This is a genomic window from Bartonella sp. MM97QHHN (assembly GCF_042194285.1).
Classification (GTDB): domain Bacteria; phylum Pseudomonadota; class Alphaproteobacteria; order Rhizobiales; family Rhizobiaceae; genus Bartonella.
The window spans coordinates 60122-80065 of sequence record NZ_JBHIMS010000113.1; the positions used below are offsets into that span (position 1 = coordinate 60122).

Annotated in this window: 16 protein-coding genes; 12 read left to right on the top strand and 4 right to left on the bottom strand. The window is 36.7% G+C overall.

Annotation, left to right across the window (positions count from 1 at the left end; genetic code table 11):
• Positions 1 to 302 precede the first annotated feature (302 nt).
• The 4 genes from ACFIJW_RS09570 to ACFIJW_RS09585 all read right to left on the bottom strand — a co-directional run bounded on the left by ACFIJW_RS09570 (position 303) and on the right by ACFIJW_RS09585 (position 4914).
• Positions 303 to 1088: a DUF1499 domain-containing protein gene (locus ACFIJW_RS09570; protein ID WP_375634267.1), complete on the bottom strand. Its 786-nt coding sequence runs from the start codon at positions 1086 to 1088 to the stop codon at positions 303 to 305.
• Between the two features lie 526 nt (positions 1089 to 1614).
• On the bottom strand, positions 1615 to 2154 hold the full coding sequence (locus ACFIJW_RS09575; RefSeq protein ID WP_375634269.1) for a hypothetical protein: 540 nt from the start codon (positions 2152 to 2154) through the stop codon (positions 1615 to 1617).
• Complete coding sequence (locus tag ACFIJW_RS09580; RefSeq protein ID WP_375634262.1) at positions 2147 to 2743, bottom strand: DUF1214 domain-containing protein; 597 nt, start codon at positions 2741 to 2743, stop codon at positions 2147 to 2149. Before ACFIJW_RS09580 ends, ACFIJW_RS09575 begins: the two co-directional genes overlap by 8 nt.
• A gap of 17 nt (positions 2744 to 2760) precedes the next feature.
• Complete coding sequence (locus ACFIJW_RS09585; RefSeq protein ID WP_375634261.1) at positions 2761 to 4914, bottom strand: transglycosylase domain-containing protein; 2154 nt, start codon at positions 4912 to 4914, stop codon at positions 2761 to 2763.
• Between the two features lie 348 nt (positions 4915 to 5262).
• Here ACFIJW_RS09585 and ACFIJW_RS09590 point away from each other — a divergent pair, with 348 nt between their 5' ends.
• From ACFIJW_RS09590 to ACFIJW_RS09645, 12 genes are all read left to right on the top strand, one after another.
• On the top strand, positions 5263 to 5499 hold the full coding sequence (locus tag ACFIJW_RS09590; protein WP_375634259.1) for a hypothetical protein: 237 nt from the start codon (positions 5263 to 5265) through the stop codon (positions 5497 to 5499).
• 21 nt (positions 5500 to 5520) lie between these two features.
• On the top strand, positions 5521 to 6186 hold the full coding sequence (locus ACFIJW_RS09595; protein ID WP_375634257.1) for a response regulator transcription factor: 666 nt from the start codon (positions 5521 to 5523) through the stop codon (positions 6184 to 6186).
• Positions 6186 to 7604: an ATP-binding protein gene (locus tag ACFIJW_RS09600; protein WP_375634272.1), complete on the top strand. Its 1419-nt coding sequence runs from the start codon at positions 6186 to 6188 to the stop codon at positions 7602 to 7604. The genes ACFIJW_RS09595 and ACFIJW_RS09600 overlap by 1 nt, the downstream gene beginning before the upstream one ends.
• Before the next feature lie 230 nt (positions 7605 to 7834).
• Entirely contained in the window at positions 7835 to 8605 is a 771-nt protein-coding gene (locus tag ACFIJW_RS09605; protein ID WP_375634274.1) for a tetratricopeptide repeat protein, read from the top strand.
• 77 nt (positions 8606 to 8682) lie between these two features.
• Positions 8683 to 9162, top strand: coding sequence for a cytochrome c maturation protein CcmE (gene ccmE, locus ACFIJW_RS09610; RefSeq protein ID WP_375634251.1), 480 nt, complete (start codon positions 8683 to 8685; stop codon positions 9160 to 9162).
• A gap of 7 nt (positions 9163 to 9169) precedes the next feature.
• Positions 9170 to 11149 (top strand): heme lyase CcmF/NrfE family subunit, encoded by a 1980-nt coding sequence (locus ACFIJW_RS09615; RefSeq protein ID WP_375634249.1) that lies wholly within the window; start codon positions 9170 to 9172, stop codon positions 11147 to 11149.
• Position 11150: 1 nt separating this feature from the next.
• Positions 11151 to 11561 carry a cytochrome c-type biogenesis protein CcmH gene (locus tag ACFIJW_RS09620; RefSeq protein ID WP_375634247.1) on the top strand — a complete coding sequence of 137 codons (411 nt, stop codon included), beginning with the start codon at positions 11151 to 11153 and terminating at the stop codon, positions 11559 to 11561.
• A 218-nt stretch (positions 11562 to 11779) separates the two neighbouring features.
• The gene (locus tag ACFIJW_RS09625; RefSeq protein WP_375611163.1) at positions 11780 to 13291 is read left to right on the top strand and encodes a Do family serine endopeptidase; all 1512 of its coding nucleotides are present in this window, start codon (positions 11780 to 11782) and stop codon (positions 13289 to 13291) included.
• Positions 13292 to 13363: 72 nt separating this feature from the next.
• Entirely contained in the window at positions 13364 to 14050 is a 687-nt protein-coding gene (locus ACFIJW_RS09630) for a response regulator transcription factor (RefSeq protein ID WP_273791552.1), read from the top strand.
• Positions 14047 to 15429, top strand: coding sequence for an ATP-binding protein (locus ACFIJW_RS09635; RefSeq protein WP_375634245.1), 1383 nt, complete (start codon positions 14047 to 14049; stop codon positions 15427 to 15429). Before ACFIJW_RS09630 ends, ACFIJW_RS09635 begins: the two co-directional genes overlap by 4 nt.
• Before the next feature lie 77 nt (positions 15430 to 15506).
• A complete protein-coding gene (locus ACFIJW_RS09640) occupies positions 15507 to 18452 on the top strand; it encodes a bifunctional [glutamine synthetase] adenylyltransferase/[glutamine synthetase]-adenylyl-L-tyrosine phosphorylase (protein ID WP_375634243.1) in 2946 nt (981 codons plus the stop codon).
• Positions 18453 to 18904: 452 nt separating this feature from the next.
• Positions 18905 to 19729 (top strand): outer membrane protein, encoded by an 825-nt coding sequence (locus ACFIJW_RS09645; RefSeq protein ID WP_375634241.1) that lies wholly within the window; start codon positions 18905 to 18907, stop codon positions 19727 to 19729.
• Positions 19730 to 19944: the final 215 nt, after the last annotated feature.

The window sequence follows — 19944 nt, forward strand, 5'->3', positions numbered from 1 at the left end:
GAAATGCTTAATTTCCTTATTAGAGAAGTCTTCTTTCCTACTTTTATGATGAGATTTCTGAGCATAAAAAATATATGTAAAATCAATTATAGTATTTAAGTTTAGAATTTGAATTCAAATATTTTATCTATATGTCACGCGCTAAAAAGAGTCTATAAGTTGCTTTTGGGTGTTTAAAGAACTTGTCAGTAATGCTTATGGCCGTCGAGAGACGATAAATGTTTTGTGCGTTTCTGCACGTCTCAAAATTTATTTTTGAAATAAGCTAATTTAGTAAATGTAACTTACTATACTTCTAACCTCTACTCATTATCTTCAGAAAGAGGAAGTGAGGCGATTTCTGTATCAAGTGCATCCATAAAATCGATAATAAAAGCAGCATTTGTCCCCAAATCTCTTGGCAAATAACGAGAAGCAGAACGCATATCAACAAAAGTTGTATCCCCTTCATCAGTTAAACGAATAACAATATCTAAAATAAAGCCAAGATAAAAAGTTTTTGCTCTCGTTTCGATATAAATTTCATTTTCTTCGCCTTTGAATTCTCGTTGTGCTACAACAGGCCAATCATACGCAGCTAAAACATTAAGAACGGATTCGCGAATACGGTCAGGTGAGCCATCATAACGGCGCCCCGATATTTCTGGCCATTGTGACATCTGTATTGCTGCTTGTTCAGTCAAAACACTTTTGAGCGGTAAAGCATCGCTGGGACGTATTGTGCGAAAAAAAGCCGGCGGGCTTTGTGTATCGGTAGAAATATCGTAAAGAGCCGGTAAGGTAAACCAAAGTCCAAAAAAGAGCATCAATGGTGTCGCAGTTATGAGTGAATAAACGATCCCTTTTAAAGCTTTCATTCCCCCTAGAGCACCATATAACCATAAACTATGAAGTGCTTTAATAGCCAGAAAAAGAGAAATAATTACACAGCCAGTAGAGATACCTATCAAAATTATGAAGTCGCTTATGTTAATGACGGAAAAACGTTGTAAAATGACTGAAAATAATAAAATAAAGAACGACAATCCACCAAATCGAGGGGACCATACTGCTGCTCTTGAAACGGACCGAACATATCTCTTCTTCATGAAGTTTTTCCCCTCAATTGTAAACTATAAGCCAAGTCTTTTCAGAGTGCTATCTTACAAAAAGCTTATGCTCATAAAACAAAAATAAAGCACTTATTTTTGAGGTCAAGGATGCGTAATGTCTTATAAGTTTCCAGCGATTGTTTTGGCACTTCATTGAAGGTAAACAGTATTTCTTCTATAGTTTATCATGTTATTGATGCGAATTTTATGGGAATGTTTGTAAATAAAAAGAAATAAACTCAAATAACAAGTTTTACAATTGTTAGCAGCATATTTTTTAGAGCTTTACTCTTGATTTTTCTCTTCTGATTGCGGGGAGTTTTTTCTGTCAGATAATGCGTATCAAATAGGATATGATGATGTGCAATAGAGATTTAATTATATCTCAATAAAAAATTGAGGGATTTATAATCAGATAAATTTGAATATTCAATTAATAGAGAAAAAAGATAACCATTTTGATAGGCTTCATGTATTTTGTATAGAAAGTAAGGTGTTGTACAAATGAGAGGTTAGTCGGTTTTTATTCATAAAATATACGGCAGGTCGCAGATGAAAGGAAAGCTTCACTTTCTTTTCCCGCAAGGGAAGAAGGGACAAAAGTACGTAAAATAACAAACCCTTCATTCAAATTTTTAGCAACCAAAACTGAATTGGTATTTTTTTTAGGTTTTGATTTTTTGAGTTCTATGATTTGTATTGGTTTTCCAATGATAAGATCGAGTGTCGCATCAGGGGCTGTTCGGTCATTAAGGCTATAGAAAATAATTCCGTTGTGTGTGTAGGCTGCTAGTGACCAAAATTGTCGTGTTTTCAAAGCTTTTAAATGAACAGGTCCATTTTCAAGGTTAAATCTGCAGACTTTAAGAAGAAAGAGGGGATCAGCAGATTGTTGAATAGGATTATCGGGAGTAAAATCGACAAATTGATAAGAGGTTCCAGATTTTTTTAGTGCTGTCCATATATTATCTTGTGCCCAATAGGGGATCAGAAAGAGAACGCAAATATGAACGATAATAGCGCCAATGATTGCAAGAAGTGCGGTATAAATAAATCTAGTCACAATTTATTTGTCCTGATGGGATTTGTTCTATTGATGGCATTGTAAGCGTTTGTAATGCCGTTGCTGAGATGATTGGGGTATCGTATAAAGTAAGAATAAGCCCGAATTCTTTTTGACTAACTGTTGCAAGCCAATTGCCGGTTTGCGGTGTGGGTGAAATATTAATGCGCAATGAGCCATCATGCTCATAGATAATATTGTCAGTGTGGAGTTCAAAAGGTATTTCTTTGGATGAAGTATAAGGTTTTAGGGATTTGTCAGCTGTATAAAGGGTAAAAAGACGGGTTTCAGGGATGGTGCCTTTGAGTAAATAATGACAGTGATGATGAAGTGGACGCCCTTGGTTATCTTGCCAAATCTGGAATTGAATACCTTCAGTTCGTCCGAGTGAAACAATGCCTCGTTTGGTCGTGCGGGCGCGGGTATAAGGATCCATATTGGCGGTTCCCATTTTTGGATAAGCACTCCATTTTCCAATTCTAAAGCGTTCAAAATGAGGAAAGGAATTGAGCACATAATCGACACTCAGTGTTCCACATAAAATGGAAAAAGCGAAGATAAAAAAGAAAATGGTGATATTAAAAAACATCAGTGAATATCTTGAATTCAAAATGTTGAATCTCCAGTTGTTTTCATCTTCAAAGAAATTGCAGATGGTTTTTTCAGATCTTTGTTAATCAATCGCACAATATTCAATGTTTCAGGAGAAAGCGTAGAGGGTATTGGAGGAGGAACTTCAGAATCTGCATGGGAAGAAAGTACTGGGGGCTGATAAGGAGGAAGGAGAGAATCTTGAACACCATAGAGCTGTTTGAGCATGATATTTTGATGTGCAGCAAGCATGATGCGATGCCATATCATGGCAGGAACGCCACCCCCAAAAGCACGATTCATCGGTGAAAAGTTATCATTTCCCATCCATACGGCTCCCGTATAATTGCCTGTAAAGCCAACAAACCAAGCATCACGATAAGATTGTGATGTTCCAGTTTTCCCTGAGACGAGAGTCATGGGCAGAGCAGCACGCTTACCAGATCCTCGTGTCGTGACACCCACCATCATTTGGTTCATATAAGCTGTTGATTGTCTGCTGAGAACTCGGTGTAACTTATTTCCGTTATGTTCGAAATCCCACACGACACGACCATCAATTGTTTTGATTTGCGTAAACCCATGACGATTACCCGCTATTCCTCCATTGGCAAAGACATTAAAGCCTGTAGCTTGATCCATGGGGGTCATATTGGAAGTGCCAAGAACCATTGTTTTGTGTGATAAAATATGCGCGTTAATCCCCATATTCTTGATGAGATCTATGATGGGTTGGGTATCACGGTTAAGATATTGATAGGTGAGATACACAGGGACTGTATTAATAGAAAAAGCTAAAGCTGTTGCTAAATCAATTTTTCCCAAATAACGACCAGAATTATTTTTGGGTGTCCAACCTCCCCAATTGATAGGAGCATCTAAAACAATTGTCGAGGGAGACAGTCCGTGTTCCAGTGCGGTTGCGTAAACATAAGGTTTGAATGAAGAACCAGTTTGCCGTCCGCCTTGTGTTGCTCTGTTAAATTGGCTCTTTTTATAATCGAGTCCTCCAACAATTGCGCATACGGCACCGTTATTATCGAGTATAACGGTGGCAGCTTGGGTTACGCGATATTGTTGACCATATTGATGTAAATGATATGCGATTGATTCTTCTGCTGCTTTTTGAATATTCGGATCAAGGGTTGTTTGAATAATTAAACTATGGCTTGGAAGTTGATTGCGCATTTTTTTGACTTCCTCGAATGCCCAATCAAGAAAATAATCTGGCTGATTATTTTCTATTTGGGGAAGTGCCTTAGCAGGGTGGCGATGCGCATTGATAATTTGGCTCTTTGTCATAAAGCCACTATTAACAAGATTAGAAAGGACGACATTGGCACGTGTTTGAGCAGCAAAGAGATGACTATGAGGAGCATATTTTGTTGGAGCTTTAAAGAGTCCTGCTAACATAGCAGATTCACTTAAAGATACATGACGTATGTTTTTTCCAAAATAAAATTTTGCCGCTGCGGCAATACCAAAATTGTTTCCTCCCATATAGGCTCGGTCAAGATAAAGTTGTAAAATCTGCTTTTTGCTAAAATTTGCTTCTAGCCAAAGAGCAAGATAAGCTTCTTTGATTTTACGTGTTATGGTTCTCTCGTTTGTTAAGAATAAATTTTTAGCCAATTGTTGTGTGAGAGTTGAACCACCTTGCACCACACCTTTAGCTTGCATATTTTGTGAAATTGCCCGTGTAAGTCCTTGAAAATCAATACCCCAATGATCAAAAAAACGACGGTCTTCTGTAGCGAGAACCGCTTTAATGACAGTGTCAGGCATTTCTTCAACGGGGACAGAGATTGCCGGCAGTGCACCACGGTGCCCAATGGAATTTCCATAGCGATCTAGAAAAAGAATGGAAAAGTTTTTAGGAGAAGACCAATCTGTTTTGGTCAGTTCAAAAACAGAAATGCCAAAAATGGTAAAAAGAGTAAATCCCATCAACCCTAATGTTAGTATTTCATCGAGAACTTCAACGATAAAACGTTTCCATCCTTGAAGATGAAAATTTTGTGAGACGATTTTTGCCTTTTTCCAGAAAAAACTGTTAGCAGAACGAATGTGATAAAGCGCTGTGTCTAATCGTGCGTCTAATTCAATGAGAGCAGGACTGTGAAATGGCTTACGATGTTGCCTTTTCTTTTTTTTAAAAAAATCAAACATTTAAAGAGAGCCTATGGCAAAGAAATACAACCAAACAAATCTACAATAATTATATGGAGTAGAAGTATTTTTTTGCTATAGTGCTAACAGAGAAAGAGTTTATTTTAGAATTATTCATTTTTCATAAGATAGTGTATTAAGATTTTATTATTTTATTGAATAAATTTTATTCTCATTATTAAAAATATTTTATTTTGAGTTTTTAAAAATTTGGAATAATATTAATGTGTTCTTCTGTAAGATAGAGGATAAATTATTTCCATTTGTGATTTTTAAGTCGACCCAAAAAAACCATTATTTCTTTTATCCTTTATCAAGGAAAAGAAGAGATGGGTTATTGAAATATTTATGATGAAAAAAAAATTCTTGTTTGTAATAATAGCAGCTTTTTTAGGAGCAGATTCTGTTCGAGCTTCTGGGTGTGCTGAAGTAGGTAAGAAGGTTGCCGCGCAAGAGAGCGGGGTTCTCGTCCGTTCAAAACCGGTTGTTCAGGATGGAAAGGACATGTGTGCAATTGTGGTTGTTGTACCAGCCCGTAATGGTGAAAAGTTACGTCGTGTTGAGTTTTTTGTTCCTGCTGATTAGTCTTTAGCAGATGGTGTTGTGATGCGTATCTTAATCGTTGAAGATGATCGGAATCTTCACCATCAATTAGCAGAAGCTGTAAGACGTGCAGGATATGTTTCCGATAGTGCTTTCGATGGTGAAGAGGCTTATTTTTTAGGTAGCACAGAGTCTTACGACGCGGTGATACTTGATATAGGTTTACCGCAGATTGATGGTATTAGTGTTGTTGAAAAGTGGCGTCAAGAAGGGATCTCCATGCCTGTTTTAATGCTAACAGCGCGAGACCGTTGGTCTGATAAGGTGCACGGTATTGATGCTGGAGCTGACGATTATGTTGTGAAGCCATTTCATTTGGAGGAAGTGATGGCGCGCTTGCGAGCATTAATTCGTCGCACTACGGGACATGCGACGAGTGCATTATGTTGCGGAAATGTTTTGTTGGATACAAAGACATCTCGTGTTTTTGTGGATGGTCAATTGATTAAACTAACATCTTATGAATTCAGACTGCTTTCGTATCTCATGCATCATTGTGACAGAGTCATTTCAAGAACAGAGCTTACTGAACATCTTTATGATCAGGATTTTGATAAGGACTCGAATACAGTGGAAGTCTTTGTAGGTCGGTTACGGAAAAAGCTTGGAGTGGATTTGATTGAAACTATTCGAGGAATGGGATATCGCGTGAGAACGCGAGGTGATTAATGAATGTTTTTGAAGAGAATAATTGGTATAGGAGGTTCTTTTTTGTAATTACTCGATCTCTCAGTTTACGTGTTATGATCTTATCAACATTATGGGTTGTTATTTCTCTTTTATCGATTTCTGCAGTAAGTATTTTATTTTATAAGCGTTCGACTGAACAAAGCCTAGAGCGTATCCTTTCTGCTCAACTCTACAGTCTTATTGCAACAGTGACGGTGTCATCAGAAGGTACTTTAAGAGGAGGGGCTGGGATTGATGATATTCGTTATTCTGATCCAACAACAGGATGGTATTGGGAAGTTGTTGCGATATCCCATAATTTAAAAGGAAGATTGACATCCCCCTCATTGGGAACAGGCGAGATATTTACACCAAGTGATGTTGATATACCTTTTAACAATAAATTCTTTCGCTCTTATCGGATAACGGGGAACAATGGTCAAAAGCTACAAGTGATTGAGAGTGATGTTGTTCTTGATAATAAAAATCATATTGCACGTTTTCGGCTTGTTGGGAATATCGATGAAGCTCATGCCCAGGTAAAGGAATTTAAGCGAACTTTGCAAATTTTTCTTTGGAGTTTCGGTATCGGGAGTGTTCTTATTAATATTGCTATTATTTTCTTTAGTTTTCAACCGTTGAAGCTTATTCGACGTGCATTGAATGATATTCGCGAAGGAAGAGTTCATTATGTGAATACGGATTTAGTAAGCGAAGTGATGCCGCTTGTACAAGAGATGAATACTCTCATTAATAATAATCAGCGTATTATTGAGCGATTTCGCACACAGGTTGGTAATCTCGCGCATTCATTGAAGACGCCTCTATCCGTGATTATGAATGAGACAGATAAGATGCGCGGAGAAAAGGCTAGTTTGTTGAGAGAGCAAACGCAAATAATGCAAGCTCAAATCAATCATTATCTTCAGCGTGCGCGGATTGCAGCACAATGCGATAGTGTTGTCTATCATACGTCTGTTCGCAGTGTGCTTGAACGCTTGGTGCGGGTTATGAAAAAGCTTAATCCTGAAAAACAAATTCAATTTATTATGGATGTTGATGATATTGTTTTTTCTGGAGAGAAGGAAGATTTAGAAGAAATTATAGGGAATTTGATTGAAAATGCTACTCAGTGGTCTCGCGCAAAGGTTTTGATCTCTTGTTGTTTAGAAGAAAATGCTGAAGAAACAGAATATTTTAGTATCTTTGTAGAAGATGATGGTCCTGGTTTAACAGAAGACAAAATTGATGAAGCATTAAAAAGAGGGCGGCGGTTTAATGAAAATAAACTAGGGTCAGGCTTAGGGTTAGCAATTGTTTCAGATATGGTCAGTGAATATGGTGGCAATCTCTTTTTATCACGTTCTGATTTGGGTGGATTGTATGCAAAAGTTTTATTACCTAAGATGGGAGAATAACATATTTTCTCCTTAAGCAAGAAATGTCTATAAAGTTTTTAAAGCAGTATTTTCAGACAATACATCAAAGAGTAGGGAAACATTGTTTTTAGTTTCTTTGTTTAATTGATGTATATAATAGATTAATATTCTCCATGAAAAAATGAATTTTTATTAATTCACATCATTTTTCTCATGAAGAGGATAAAATGTAAGCGAGTTATTCTCTGTTCGTATTGGAAAAAAACGATATGCTCTTATTAATTTTTGCAGCATTTTTTCTGATTTTTCTGGCAAGTGTTCTTTTTCTTTCACTACGTTTTGACGATGAGATAAAAAAAGAATGGAAAGTTCAAACCGTGGATGGTTACAGAAGCCATAAGCGTATGATTGAGTTTAACAAGCTTTATATGCATTATAAAAAAAGAAATATTCTTAAGGCTTTAAGTATCTTGTTTGTTCTCCTTATGACATGGAATATTTATGGGCTGACAGGCAATCCAGAAGTGAAAAGTTATTTTTTTAGCGAATTAATGGATAAAAATCCTCAAACTCTTAGTAAGCAAGAAAAGCTTATTCGTTTACAAGTGCTTTTTTTCCGTGCACCTCATGATGGCAAGCTAGCAGATGCGTTAGCGGTAGGGTATCTCGAAGAAAGCCTTTTTCAAGAAGCAGTGAATACTTATTTAGATGCACTTCGTTTGAATGGAGAAACAGCTCCAAGGCTTGTAGGATACGGTTTAGCATTGGTTGGTTATGAAGGGGGAGTGATAACGCAAGAAGCGCAAAATGCTTTTCAAAAAGCAGCAGATTTAGCGCCAACAGATTTTTATCCACGTTTATTGTTGGCAGATGCATTGCATCAAGCAGGAAAAACTGCGCAGGCAGTGCAATTTTTACAAAGCTTTCTTGATACAATGCCTGAAAATTTTTCAGGACAATCACGTGTTAAAAAAATGATGATTCAGTTACGTGATTTATCGAGTGATCATACAAAGAAAAGAAATCTTGCACCTATGTAGAAGATGTGCAAAGCTCTTAAAAAATAAAATATTGATACTTAGTTATAACGTATTTAAAATTTTTTCGCAGAGTGTCTATGAACAGTCAATCTTTAAAGAATTCTACCTCATGGAAGGTTATTTTAGAGCAGCGAAAAAAAAAGCGCTTACTGATCATATTATTATGTTGTTTGGTTATAACAATTGCAGCAAGTCTCATAGTGTATGCAATGCGTCATGCGGTCAGTTTTTTTAGAATGCCCTCTGAAATTACAAGAGAAGATATTTTAACGGAGCGCCCTTTGCGTTTGGGTGGCTTTGTTGAAAAGGGAACTGTTCAATATGTTGGAGAGAGAGGCGTTGTTTTTTTTGTAACGGATAACAAAAAACATGAAAAAGTAGTTTTCAATGGTGCCTTACCGGATCTTTTTCGTGAAGGTCAGGGGGTGATCGTAGAAGGGCATTTCGATAAACAGGGATTTTTTATAGGGATGCGTATTTTAGCAAAACATGATGAAACTTATATGCCTAAAGAAACAGCTGATCGTTTGAAAAAACATTACATTATGGAGAAATAATTCGATTGTGCTTGTCGAACTGGGTCATATTTTTTTAGCTGCAGCATTTTCAGTAAGCTTATTAGGGGCATTTTTACCTGCTTTAGGTTTTTGGTGGAGAGAGCGTTTGTTAATGCAAACAGTTGTTCCTCTAACATATATTACTTTTACATTACTGCTTTTATCTTTTTTAGTGATAATTTATGCTTATGTTGTATCTGATTTTTCTGTTTTGAACGTTGTTGAGAATTCTCATTCAGAAAAACCGATGCTCTATAAAATTACAGGTGTTTGGGGCAACCACGAAGGCTCTATGTTGTTGTGGGTTTTAAGTCTTGCTTTTTTTAGTGCATTGATGGCTTTTTTTAGCCAACATTTGCCAGAAGATTTTAAGACGCTTGTTTTAATTTGCCAAAGTTGGATTACAACTGCTTTTCTTTTATTTATTCTTTTTGTATCCAATCCATTTTTACGCGTAAATCCACCAGCATTGCAGGGAAATGGTCTCAATCCTCTTTTACAAGATATCGCATTAGCAATTCATCCACCGCTACTTTATTTAGGTTATGTCGGTTTTTCACTTTGTTTTTCTTTTGCCGTTGCGGCATTGATTATGGGACATGTTGATAGAATTTGGGCGCGTGGGATTCGTCCGTGGCTTTTACTTGCTTGGTGTTTTTTGACATTGGGTATTATGGTTGGCTCTTATTGGGCTTATTATGAGCTAGGATGGGGAGGCTATTGGTTTTGGGATCCTGTTGAAAATGTTTCGTTTATGCCTTGGCTTTCAGGAACGGCTCTTTTACATTCTGCTCTTGTTCTCGAAAAACGAGAAATATTGAAAAGTTGGACTCTGTTTTTAGCGCTGCTTACTTTTTCCCTTTCTCTGATGGGAACTTTTCTTGTGCGTTCTGGGCTTTTAGTTTCTGTTCATAGTTTTGCTGTTGATCCAGCACGCGGGCAAGCAATTCTTGCTCTTTTATTTTTTTTTACGGGAGCTGCTTTTCTTCTTTTTGCTTTGCGTATCCCTATTTTAAAAACAGAAAGATTTTTTCAACCAATTTCACGTGAAGGGTTTATTGTTTTAAATAACTTGTTACTGACAACAATAACAGCAACAGTATTGATTGGTACGCTTTATCCTTATTTTATTGAGATATTAACAGGGCAAAAAATTTCTGTAGGGGCTGCTTTTTTTAACCTTACCTGTGGACCGCTAATGGTTTTGCTGTTGTTGTTTGTTCCATTTGGGACAATGATGGCATGGAAACGCGGTGATTTTCTTGCAGTTTTTGAACGGTTGTGGTTTGTTTTTGTATTGGTTGGTATCGTCTGTTTTATAATATTCTATGCGGCATCTGTGCGTGATATTTTTGCAGTTTTAGGGATTGGGCTTTCAGCGTTTGTTTTTTTAGGCAGTTTAGCGGATCTATGGGGAAAGAGTGGATATGGCAAGAGAGCTTTTTCAGTACGCGTTAAGAGATTTCTTGGATTGCCATGGTCTACTTTTGGTGCAGCAATAGCACATATGGGATTAGGCATTACATTATTTGGTATTGTTTGCGTGGTAAGTTTTGGGCAAGAACGTATTTTAATCATGAACGTAGGGGATAGGGTGACGATAGCGGATAAAACGCTTCATTTTGATGCAGTGCATGATGGTGTTGGTTCGAATTATTCGACAATGGAATTTTATTTTAAAATATATGAAAATAAAAACATTGTGGGTCATGTAACAGCCTCAAAGCGATTTTATTCAAGCCAAAATACATCAACAACAGAAGTTGGTCTTAAAAATTATGGCTTATCGCAGCTATATATTGTACCGGGACATATCGATAATCGGGGTCTCGTTGTGCACGTATGGTGGAAGCCTTATGTAATATGTATTTGGTTAGGGGCATTCATGATGGCTATGGGGGGATGTTTTTCTCTTTTGGGGTATTGGTTTCGCATTGGCATGTACAATAGGATAGTGCTTGCTTTAAATTTTTGGAAAAGACATTGAGATGAAAAAAATTCTTTGGATTGTATTTTTTTTAATTGCAACGTTTCCTTTTCGATTAGCAATAGCAGTAGAGCCGGATGAGATTTTAAAGGATAAGATTCTTGAAGCGCGAGCACGCCATATTTCATCGCATTTACGTTGTCCGGTTTGTCAAAATCAATCAATTGATGATTCAGATGCTGCTTTAGCAGGTGATTTACGGCTTTTAATTCGGGAAAGGCTAAAAATGGGCTATAGTAATCAGCAAGTCACTGACTTTCTTGTTGAGCGATATGGTGAATTTATTCTCTTGAAACCACCATTGAATAAAATAACTTGGTTTTTATGGTTCTCGCCTTTGATCATTATTATCATTGGCGTAAGTATTATATTTTTCCACTTCAAACGGAATAATCATGCGTTATGTGAATGAAAAAGAACAGTCAAAAATGTCATTGCATTAAAAAAAATGTTACATAAAAGAAAAAAATCAGATCATCTGCAATAAGCAGACAATCTTATTGTAATTATATTAGGGAATACTGAAACCTTACAAAACTTTAATAATTTAGACAGAAAACGGTAAGGTCTGGTATTTTATAAGTGATCGGAATTGAAATATAGGTATGATTGAATAGGAGCATAGAATAAATGGTTAAAAAGGCTTTCTTTAAAACATTTGTCGCAGTGAGTTTTTCTGCGATATTGGAAAGTGCACTGTTTTTTAGTGGATGTACATCAAGCTTGTGGATGACAAAGGCTCATGCAAGTTCTGTATTTACTTCGTTAATGCAACAACAGGGATTTGCCGATATTGTTGCTCAAGTGAAACCAGCCGTTGTGGCAGTACAAGTAAAGAGCAATAAAAAGAAAGAAGATAGGTTCTTTAGCAACTTTTTTAGTGGTCCAGGACTTGATCAATTACCAGATCAGCATCCTTTAAAAAGATTTTTTAAAGAGTTTTATGATTTTGATAAACCTAAAAATAAATTTCCGCACCAATCGCAGAGACTCCGTCCTGTTGCTTTTGGATCGGGTTTTTTTATTTCGTCTGATGGTTACATTGTGACCAATGATCATGTGATTTCTGACGGAACAAGTTATACTGTTGTTCTTGATGATGGTACAGAATTGAACGCAAAGCTCATTGGGAAAGACCCAAAAACCGACCTTGCCGTATTAAAAGTGAATGATAAAAGAAAATTTTCTTATGTTGATTTTGGTGATGATTCAAAGCTTCGTGTTGGGGATTGGGTTGTTGCTATTGGGAATCCATTTGGTCTTGGTGGAACTGTGACAGCAGGTATTGTTTCTGCACGTGGACGTGATATTGGCACTGGTGTATACGATGATTTTATTCAGATTGATGCTGCTGTTAATAGAGGAAACTCTGGTGGTCCAACGTTTGATCTTAATGGAAAGGTTGTTGGGGTTAATACAGCAATTTTTTCTCCTTCTGGAGGAAATGTTGGGATTGCTTTTGCTATTCCAGCAGCGACTGTAAAACAGGTTGTACAACAACTTATTGAAAAAGGTTCAGTTCAACGTGGTTGGTTAGGTGTTCAGATTCAGCCGGTAACAAAGGAGATTTCCGATTCAATAGGATTGAAAGAAGCCAAAGGTGCTTTGGTTACTGATCCGTTAAAAGGACCGGCAGAAAAGGCTGGTATTAAAGCGGGTGATGTAATTATTTCAGTGAATAATGAAAAAGTTGCTGATGCGCGTGAGTTGGCGAAACGTATTGCAAATATTAAACCAGGAGAAATGGTAACCATAGGGATTTGGAGATCAGGTAAGGAGGAGAGTATAAAGGTTAAACTCGCTTCAATGTCTGAAGATGAAAGTAAGAAAGAGACTTCAAAATATTCAAATGGACAGAGTGATTTAGATGAAACATTGGAAGATTATGGTTTGATTGTTATGCCTTCTGATGATGGTGTAGGGGTTGTCGTAACGGATGTCGATACCGATTCAGATGCTGCAGATAAAGGGATACGCCCTGGTGATATCATTGTGACAGTAAATAATAAACCGGTTAAACGAGTCTCTGATATTATTAACACAATCAAAAATGCTCAGCAGTTAGGACGAAAGGCTATACTCTTACAAGTGCGAACAAATGATCAAAATCGTTTTGTTGCTCTTCCAATTTTCAAAAAATAAGGCTTTAGTTGTAGGACAAATGTTTATTAAATATTTGTCCTACAACATAATAAAATAATGGAGATACGTTTTATGAAGATACTCGTTATTGAAGATGATCATGAGACGGGGCATTATCTCGAAAAAGCATTTTTGGAAGTAGGGCATTCTGTTGATGTTGCTTATGATGGGGATACGGGATATGCTTTAGCAACCACGGAAAATTATGACGTTATGGTTGTTGACCGAATGCTTTTGCATCGTGATGGTCTTTCTATTATTGCTGAATTGCGCGCTAAAGGCAATGAAACACCGGTTCTTATTCTGTCTGCTTTAGGGCAAGTTAATGATCGTGTAACGGGGCTGCGTGCAGGGGGAGATGATTATTTGACAAAGCCTTATGCTTTTTCTGAACTTCTTGCGCGTGTTGAAGTTTTACAACGGCGGAAAAATCCTAAAGAAGCAGAAACTGTTTACTGTGTAGGTAATCTTGAGCTTGATCGGTTAGCACATACGGTAAAACGAGGTGATAGAAACATTCTATTGCAACCACGAGAGTTTCGTTTACTTGAATATTTGATGCGTTATGCGGGGCAGGTTGTTACACGCACTATGCTTTTGGAAAACGTTTGGAATTACCATTTTGATCCACAAACGAATGTCATTGATGTCCATATCTCTCGTTTGAGAGCCAAAATTGAAAAAGATTTTGATGTTCCCCTTCTCCATACAGTGCGTGGAGCTGGATATATGCTGAAAGTACCAGATAACAAAGCATGAATCGTTTGATTAATATAATGCGCACGACGGCGCTAAGGCTTTCAGCACTTTACATTTTATTGTTTGGATTGGTGGCAACAGGACTTTCTATTTATATGACGGCATTTTCTGCTTCATTGTTAACAGAGCAAACTGAACAGGCTTTACATGAAGAATTAAAGTATATTGAAAATGCTTATAATTATGGGGGATTATCCTTATTAATGCGCACTATTGATTATCGTTCAAGACAACCAGGAGCATTTCTTTATCTTGTTACAGATTCTATGGGGCGTATTTTAGCAGGAAATGTAGCACGTATTGAATTAGGTCTTTTGAATCAGAGTGGTTTTATTTCTACCTCTTTTTTGTATTCCCGTTTTGGAGAACATGGCAAAACAAGTGAACATCGCGCTTTGGCGGTTATTGTTGATTTGCCTAATGCTATGAAGATTCTTATAGGACGTGATTTGGATGAGCCAGAACGTTTTGCTGTTGTTATTCGCAAAGCTGTGATCATTGCACTTGCTGCAATGGTTGGAGGCGCTTTACTCATATGGTTTTTTGTTGGCAGGAGAGCTTTACAAAGGATTGATCATGTAACGGCTGCATCACAGCGCTTGATGGATGGTGATTTCAGTGGGCGTTTACCTGTTTCTGGAGTAGGGGATGAGTTTGATCGATTGTCAACCAATCTTAATGTTATGTTAGACCGCATTGAAGAGTTAAATATTGGTTTACGTCAAGTATCAGATAATATTGCTCATGATCTGAAAACGCCGTTAACGCGTCTTAGAAATCGCGCTGAAGAGGCACTTTCAGGAAATAAGACAAAGCTTGAATATCGTCAGGTCCTTGATAGGGTTATTGCAGAGTCAGATCAACTTATTTGTACGTTCAATGCGATTTTAATGATTTCACGTATTGAGGCCAGCAGTGCAATTGAACATCTTGAAATGATGAATATGAAATTGATCATTGAGGATGCTGTTGAGCTTTACGAACCTTTTGCTGAGGAGTCAGGTGTTTTACTTCAGTTGGGAGATATATTTGATAAAGAGCTAAAATTGAATCGTGAGCTTGTTGCACAATCAATTTTTAATCTTATAGATAATGCAATTAAATATGCGCCTAAAGGTGGAAGGCAAGCGAAGGTTTGCTTATCAATGGAATATCGTGATGAACATTTATTAGTTGTTGTGAGCGATAATGGACCAGGAATAGCAGAGGATAAACGTGAAAAAGTGACAGAACGATTTGTTCGTCTTGAAGAAAGCCGCACACAACCTGGGTTTGGGATTGGTTTAAGTATAGCAAAAGCGGTTATGAAGCTTCATGGGGGTGAATTGTTACTTGAAAATGCAAATCCAGGGCTTAGGGCTATTTTGTTATTTCCTTAAAGATATTTTTCTTCACTTTTCTCTTTTCATACGTAACAACTATTTTAAAAGTATAAAGCAATAGAAAGGAAAGAAAAATGCTTTTCAAGGGAGCGCAGACGAAACAAGCTTTTTTTAAAACACAGCTTCTCCCTTTATGTCCTCTCGATAAAAGTGGTTCCCAATGGTTAAAAGACATGGAAGAACAAGCAAGGAAAGAAGGTTTAGAATCGCTTGTTTCCATCATTTCAGAGAGTGGAACGCAGATTGATTTTATCAGTTCGGTTATGACCTTATCTCCTTTTTTGCGTGAGGTTTTAATTGCCAACCCATCATATCTTAGTGCTTTATTAAATGTTGATATAGAAACAAGGCTGAGCGAAATTATAGATGATATTACAGCTATTGATAAGGATGAAGCTATAAATGAAACTTCATTGATGGCTGCTTTAAGGCGCAAAAAACGAGAAGCGCATGTTCTTATTGCTTTAGCTGATTTGGGTGGTGTTTTTACTTACGAAGTTTCATGTGCTTGGTTGACACGTTTGGGCGAAGCAGCATTAAGTGTAGCACTACGTTTTCTATTAAGAGAAGCGCATGATCATGGTAAGATCAATTTATTAAGCCGTGAGAATCCAGAAAAAGACTGTGGTTTAATTATTTTAGGGATGGGAAAGTTAGGAGCAGGGGAACTTAATTATTCTTCTGATATTGATCTTATTGTTTTCATTGATGAAACATCACCTCATATTGGTAATCTTTCTGAAAGTGTTGACATATTTTCTAAAATGGTACGCCGATTAATCCGTATCATTCAAGAACGCACTGCGGAAGGATATGTTTTTCGTCTTGATTTTCGTCTTCGTCCAGATCCAGGATCAACCCCTTTGGCCTTACCAGTAAGGACTGCATTGCGTTATTACGAAGGGCGTGGGCAAAATTGGGAACGAGCAGCCATGATTAAAGCACGTCCAGTTGCTGGTGATAAGAGGGCAGGTTTTAACTTTCTCAAAGAGCTTTTTCCCTATGTGTGGCGGAAATATTTAGATTACGCTGCTATTGCTGATATTCATTCGATCAAACGTCAAATTCATGCGCATAAAAATTATGGTCAAATTGCAGCTTATGGGCATAATATAAAGTTAGGTCGTGGTGGTATTCGTGAGATTGAGTTTTTTGTTCAGACACAGCAGCTCATTGCTGGTGGACGTTTTCCTCAATTACGTGGACGTCAGACAGTTGCAATGTTAGCAGAACTTCACACGCTTGGTTGGATCAGTGAGAAAACGAGAAATAGCCTTATAAAAAGTTATGCTATTCTTCGAAATGTAGAACATCGTATTCAAATGCTTTTCGATGAACAAACACATCTTCTTCCAAATGATACTGCTCAATTCACGAGTGTTGCCTATTTAATGGGTTATCAAGACAGTAACAGTTTTATCCGTGATTTATTAAAAACACTTCAGGTTGTTGAAAAACATTATGCTGCACTTTTTGAGAATGAGCAAGAACTTGGTTTAGAAATTGGTAATTTAGTTTTTACAGGTGAAGAAGATGATCCAGAGACATTAATAACGTTAAGCCGTTTAGGTTTCGAAAGAGCAAGTGATATTTGTCGTATTATGCGCACGCTCCATTTTGGTCGTTATAAAGCAACGCAATCAGCCGAAGCACGCGAGAGATTAACGGAATTAACACCAGCTCTTTTGAAAGCTTTTGGTGGGACAAAACGAGCTGATGAGGCGATGTTGCGTTTTGATGGTTTTTTACAGGGCTTACCTTCAGGAATTCAGCTTTTTAGTCTTTTGCAGTCTAATCCTTCTCTTTTGGATATGCTTGTCCTTATTATGGGGGCTGCTCCACGTCTTGCAGAAATTATTGCACGCAGGTCCCATGTTTTTGATGGAATGTTAGATCCGAATATTCTTTCAGAATTACCGACCAAAACGTACTTAGAAAAACGGCTTGAATATTTTCTTGAAAATGTTCTTTCTTATGAGAAAATTCTTGACCATTTAAGGATTTTTGCAGATGAACAACGTTTTTTGATTGGTATTCGAATTTTAAACGGTACAATTACAGGAGAAAGAGCGGGTTTTGCTTTTACTGCGCTTGCTGATCTTATGATTACAAAAACATTTGCTACCGTTCAAGAGGAATTTTCTCGTCTTCATGGTCGTATTAAAGGGGGGCGTGTTGGCATATTGGGTATGGGGAAGCTTGGAAGTCGCGAATTAACAGCAGATTCCGATGTTGACCTTGTTTTGCTTTATGAACACGATAATGATGCAGAAATATCTGATGGAGAAAAGCCTCTTTATATCTCTCAATATTATACGCGTTTAGCACAGCGCCTCGTTTCTGCTTTATCCACTCTTACAAGCCAAGGTATTCTTTATGTCGTTGATTTAAGGTTACGGCCATTAGGCAATAAAGGACCTATTGCTGTTTCTTTTCCATTTTTTAAAAAGTATTATCGCCAAGAAGCATGGATATGGGAATATCTTGCTTTAACAAGGGCTCGAGGCATTGCAGGAGACCCTGATTTTTTACAAAAGCTAGAAAATGAAGTGTGTGCAATTATTGCTATTTCTCGTGATAAGAAGGAAGTTGCAAAAGAAGTATGTGAAATGCGTGCCTTGATTGCAAAAGAAAAGCCGCCAAAAAATCAATGGGATTTAAAAACGATGTCTGGTGGCATTATGGATTTGGAGTTTATTGCTCAATTTTCTCTTATTACGCATGTCATTGAGTTTCAAATTGGAGCGACGACAGCGGATATTTTAGATCACTTACCAAACAGTTTTCTTAATCAGTCATGTATTGCTGATTTACATTATGCCTATCGTCTTTATACAAATTTGAGTCAAATTATACGGCTTTGCTTAAATGATTCTCTTGATCCCAATGATATGCCACCTGGATTAAGTGACCTTTTGTTGAATAGTGTTGGGGAACCTGATTTGCTTCGTGTTGAAAAATTAATTGCAGAAACTGGGCAATTGGTCTGTTCAGTTTTTTCAAAAATCATGAAACATTAAAATAATTCTATAAGAATAAATAAAAATTATTAATTCCATTTTTATATATTAATTTTTTGTCTTTCATTTCATAGACGCTTGAGATGGTTAGAGTGAAGTTCTCTACTGGTTTTTCAAGTGTGATGAAAAAATTCTCCATTCTAGGTATCATTCTTTATACAAAAAACGATGAGTGATTAATTTAGTGAATCATATTTTTTATGAGCGTTATCTCATTTTTTCAAAAAATTGACATTATAATTATTTATATTATTGAATATAATGATGATCAATATGAAGCTATAAAAGCTGCTATAGATTAATAGTTTCTGGAAATTATAAATAATATTTAAGCTTTATTTAAAACTAATTTTAATTTTTTAACTGTGTCATTTTTGCTATAGATTTTTTCAAAAAATTGTGAAACGATTTACCATTATTTATGTATCACATTAGCTTTTAGGGGAGCAATTATGATTACAAAGTATTTAGCCTCAACATCTCTATTTTCTTTAATTTCAATTTCTGTAGTACAGGCGTCGGATATCGTTATTCCTGAACAACCTGTTCCTGTTATTCCAGCGCCTGCTTTGTCTTGGACAGGATTTTATCTTGGAGGACAGATTGGTAACTTTTCAGGTAAAACAACTGCAAGTTATTTAAAACATGAGACAGGGATATGGAATCCAATTGGAAAGGAGAATTTACCTAAACTTTCTGGTTTTATCGGGGGAGTTTATGCGGGTTCCAATATTGATATCGATAATAGTTTTATTATAGGTGTTGATACAGATATTATGTGGTCTGGTAAAAAGGATTCTAAAGATGTCAATCTACCGAAAAAAAGTCCAACTGAAGAAACACCAAAACCTATAGAAGAAACAAGTCTAACAAGAGATTTGCAGGAGAATGATTCAACAAGGCGTATTAAAGCTGTACGTCATACTTTAAAACAAAAATGGGCTGGTGCTACACGGGTGAGAGTTGGTTTTGCGATTGAGCGTATGATGCCTTATATTTCCGGAGGGATTGCTTATACGCAGCTTCAGAATATTTTTGCGGCAGTAGCTGATAGCAAAAATGGAGAAGTTGATTTTTCTGATTGGTTGCATGATGAAAAAAAGACCATGATTGGTTATACCCTTGGAGGTGGTATTGATTTTGCAATGACTGATAATGTCATTGTGCGTGCAGAATATCGTTATTCAGATTTTGGCAAAAAGAAGTTCATACAGGATAAATTTGAAATGGGCTACAAAACAAATGATTTCCGCGTGGGTGTAGCTTATAAATTTTAATTTTTTGCAGAATAAAACACTTCAAAAGTCTCATTTTCGAATGAGGCTTTTATTTTTCAGGTATGTTCTAGTAAATATCCTTTACTCAAAATAGCTACTATTTTATTCGAACAATACTTTGATTTATAAATATAAATTACTTTTTGTCATGTTGAGTGAGAGACCCGAGTGTCATAAGATTTTCTCATTTTAAACCTATACTATATTGAACCAAT

Coding starts and splice junctions, on each gene's coding strand:
- ACFIJW_RS09570 (WP_375634267.1), bottom strand. CDS start 1,088: ATGAAGAAGAGATATGTTCGGTCCGTTTCAAGAGCAGCAGTATGGTCC.
- ACFIJW_RS09580 (WP_375634262.1), bottom strand. CDS start 2,743: ATGTTTTTTAATATCACCATTTTCTTTTTTATCTTCGCTTTTTCCATT.
- ACFIJW_RS09585 (WP_375634261.1), bottom strand. CDS start 4,914: ATGTTTGATTTTTTTAAAAAAAAGAAAAGGCAACATCGTAAGCCATTT.
- ACFIJW_RS09590 (WP_375634259.1), top strand. CDS start 5,263: ATGATGAAAAAAAAATTCTTGTTTGTAATAATAGCAGCTTTTTTAGGA.
- ACFIJW_RS09595 (WP_375634257.1), top strand. CDS start 5,521: ATGCGTATCTTAATCGTTGAAGATGATCGGAATCTTCACCATCAATTA.
- ACFIJW_RS09600 (WP_375634272.1), top strand. CDS start 6,186: ATGAATGTTTTTGAAGAGAATAATTGGTATAGGAGGTTCTTTTTTGTA.
- ACFIJW_RS09605 (WP_375634274.1), top strand. CDS start 7,835: ATGCTCTTATTAATTTTTGCAGCATTTTTTCTGATTTTTCTGGCAAGT.
- ccmE (WP_375634251.1), top strand. CDS start 8,683: ATGAACAGTCAATCTTTAAAGAATTCTACCTCATGGAAGGTTATTTTA.
- ACFIJW_RS09620 (WP_375634247.1), top strand. CDS start 11,151: ATGAAAAAAATTCTTTGGATTGTATTTTTTTTAATTGCAACGTTTCCT.
- ACFIJW_RS09625 (WP_375611163.1), top strand. CDS start 11,780: ATGGTTAAAAAGGCTTTCTTTAAAACATTTGTCGCAGTGAGTTTTTCT.
- ACFIJW_RS09630 (WP_273791552.1), top strand. CDS start 13,364: ATGAAGATACTCGTTATTGAAGATGATCATGAGACGGGGCATTATCTC.
- ACFIJW_RS09635 (WP_375634245.1), top strand. CDS start 14,047: ATGAATCGTTTGATTAATATAATGCGCACGACGGCGCTAAGGCTTTCA.
- ACFIJW_RS09640 (WP_375634243.1), top strand. CDS start 15,507: ATGCTTTTCAAGGGAGCGCAGACGAAACAAGCTTTTTTTAAAACACAG.
- ACFIJW_RS09645 (WP_375634241.1), top strand. CDS start 18,905: ATGATTACAAAGTATTTAGCCTCAACATCTCTATTTTCTTTAATTTCA.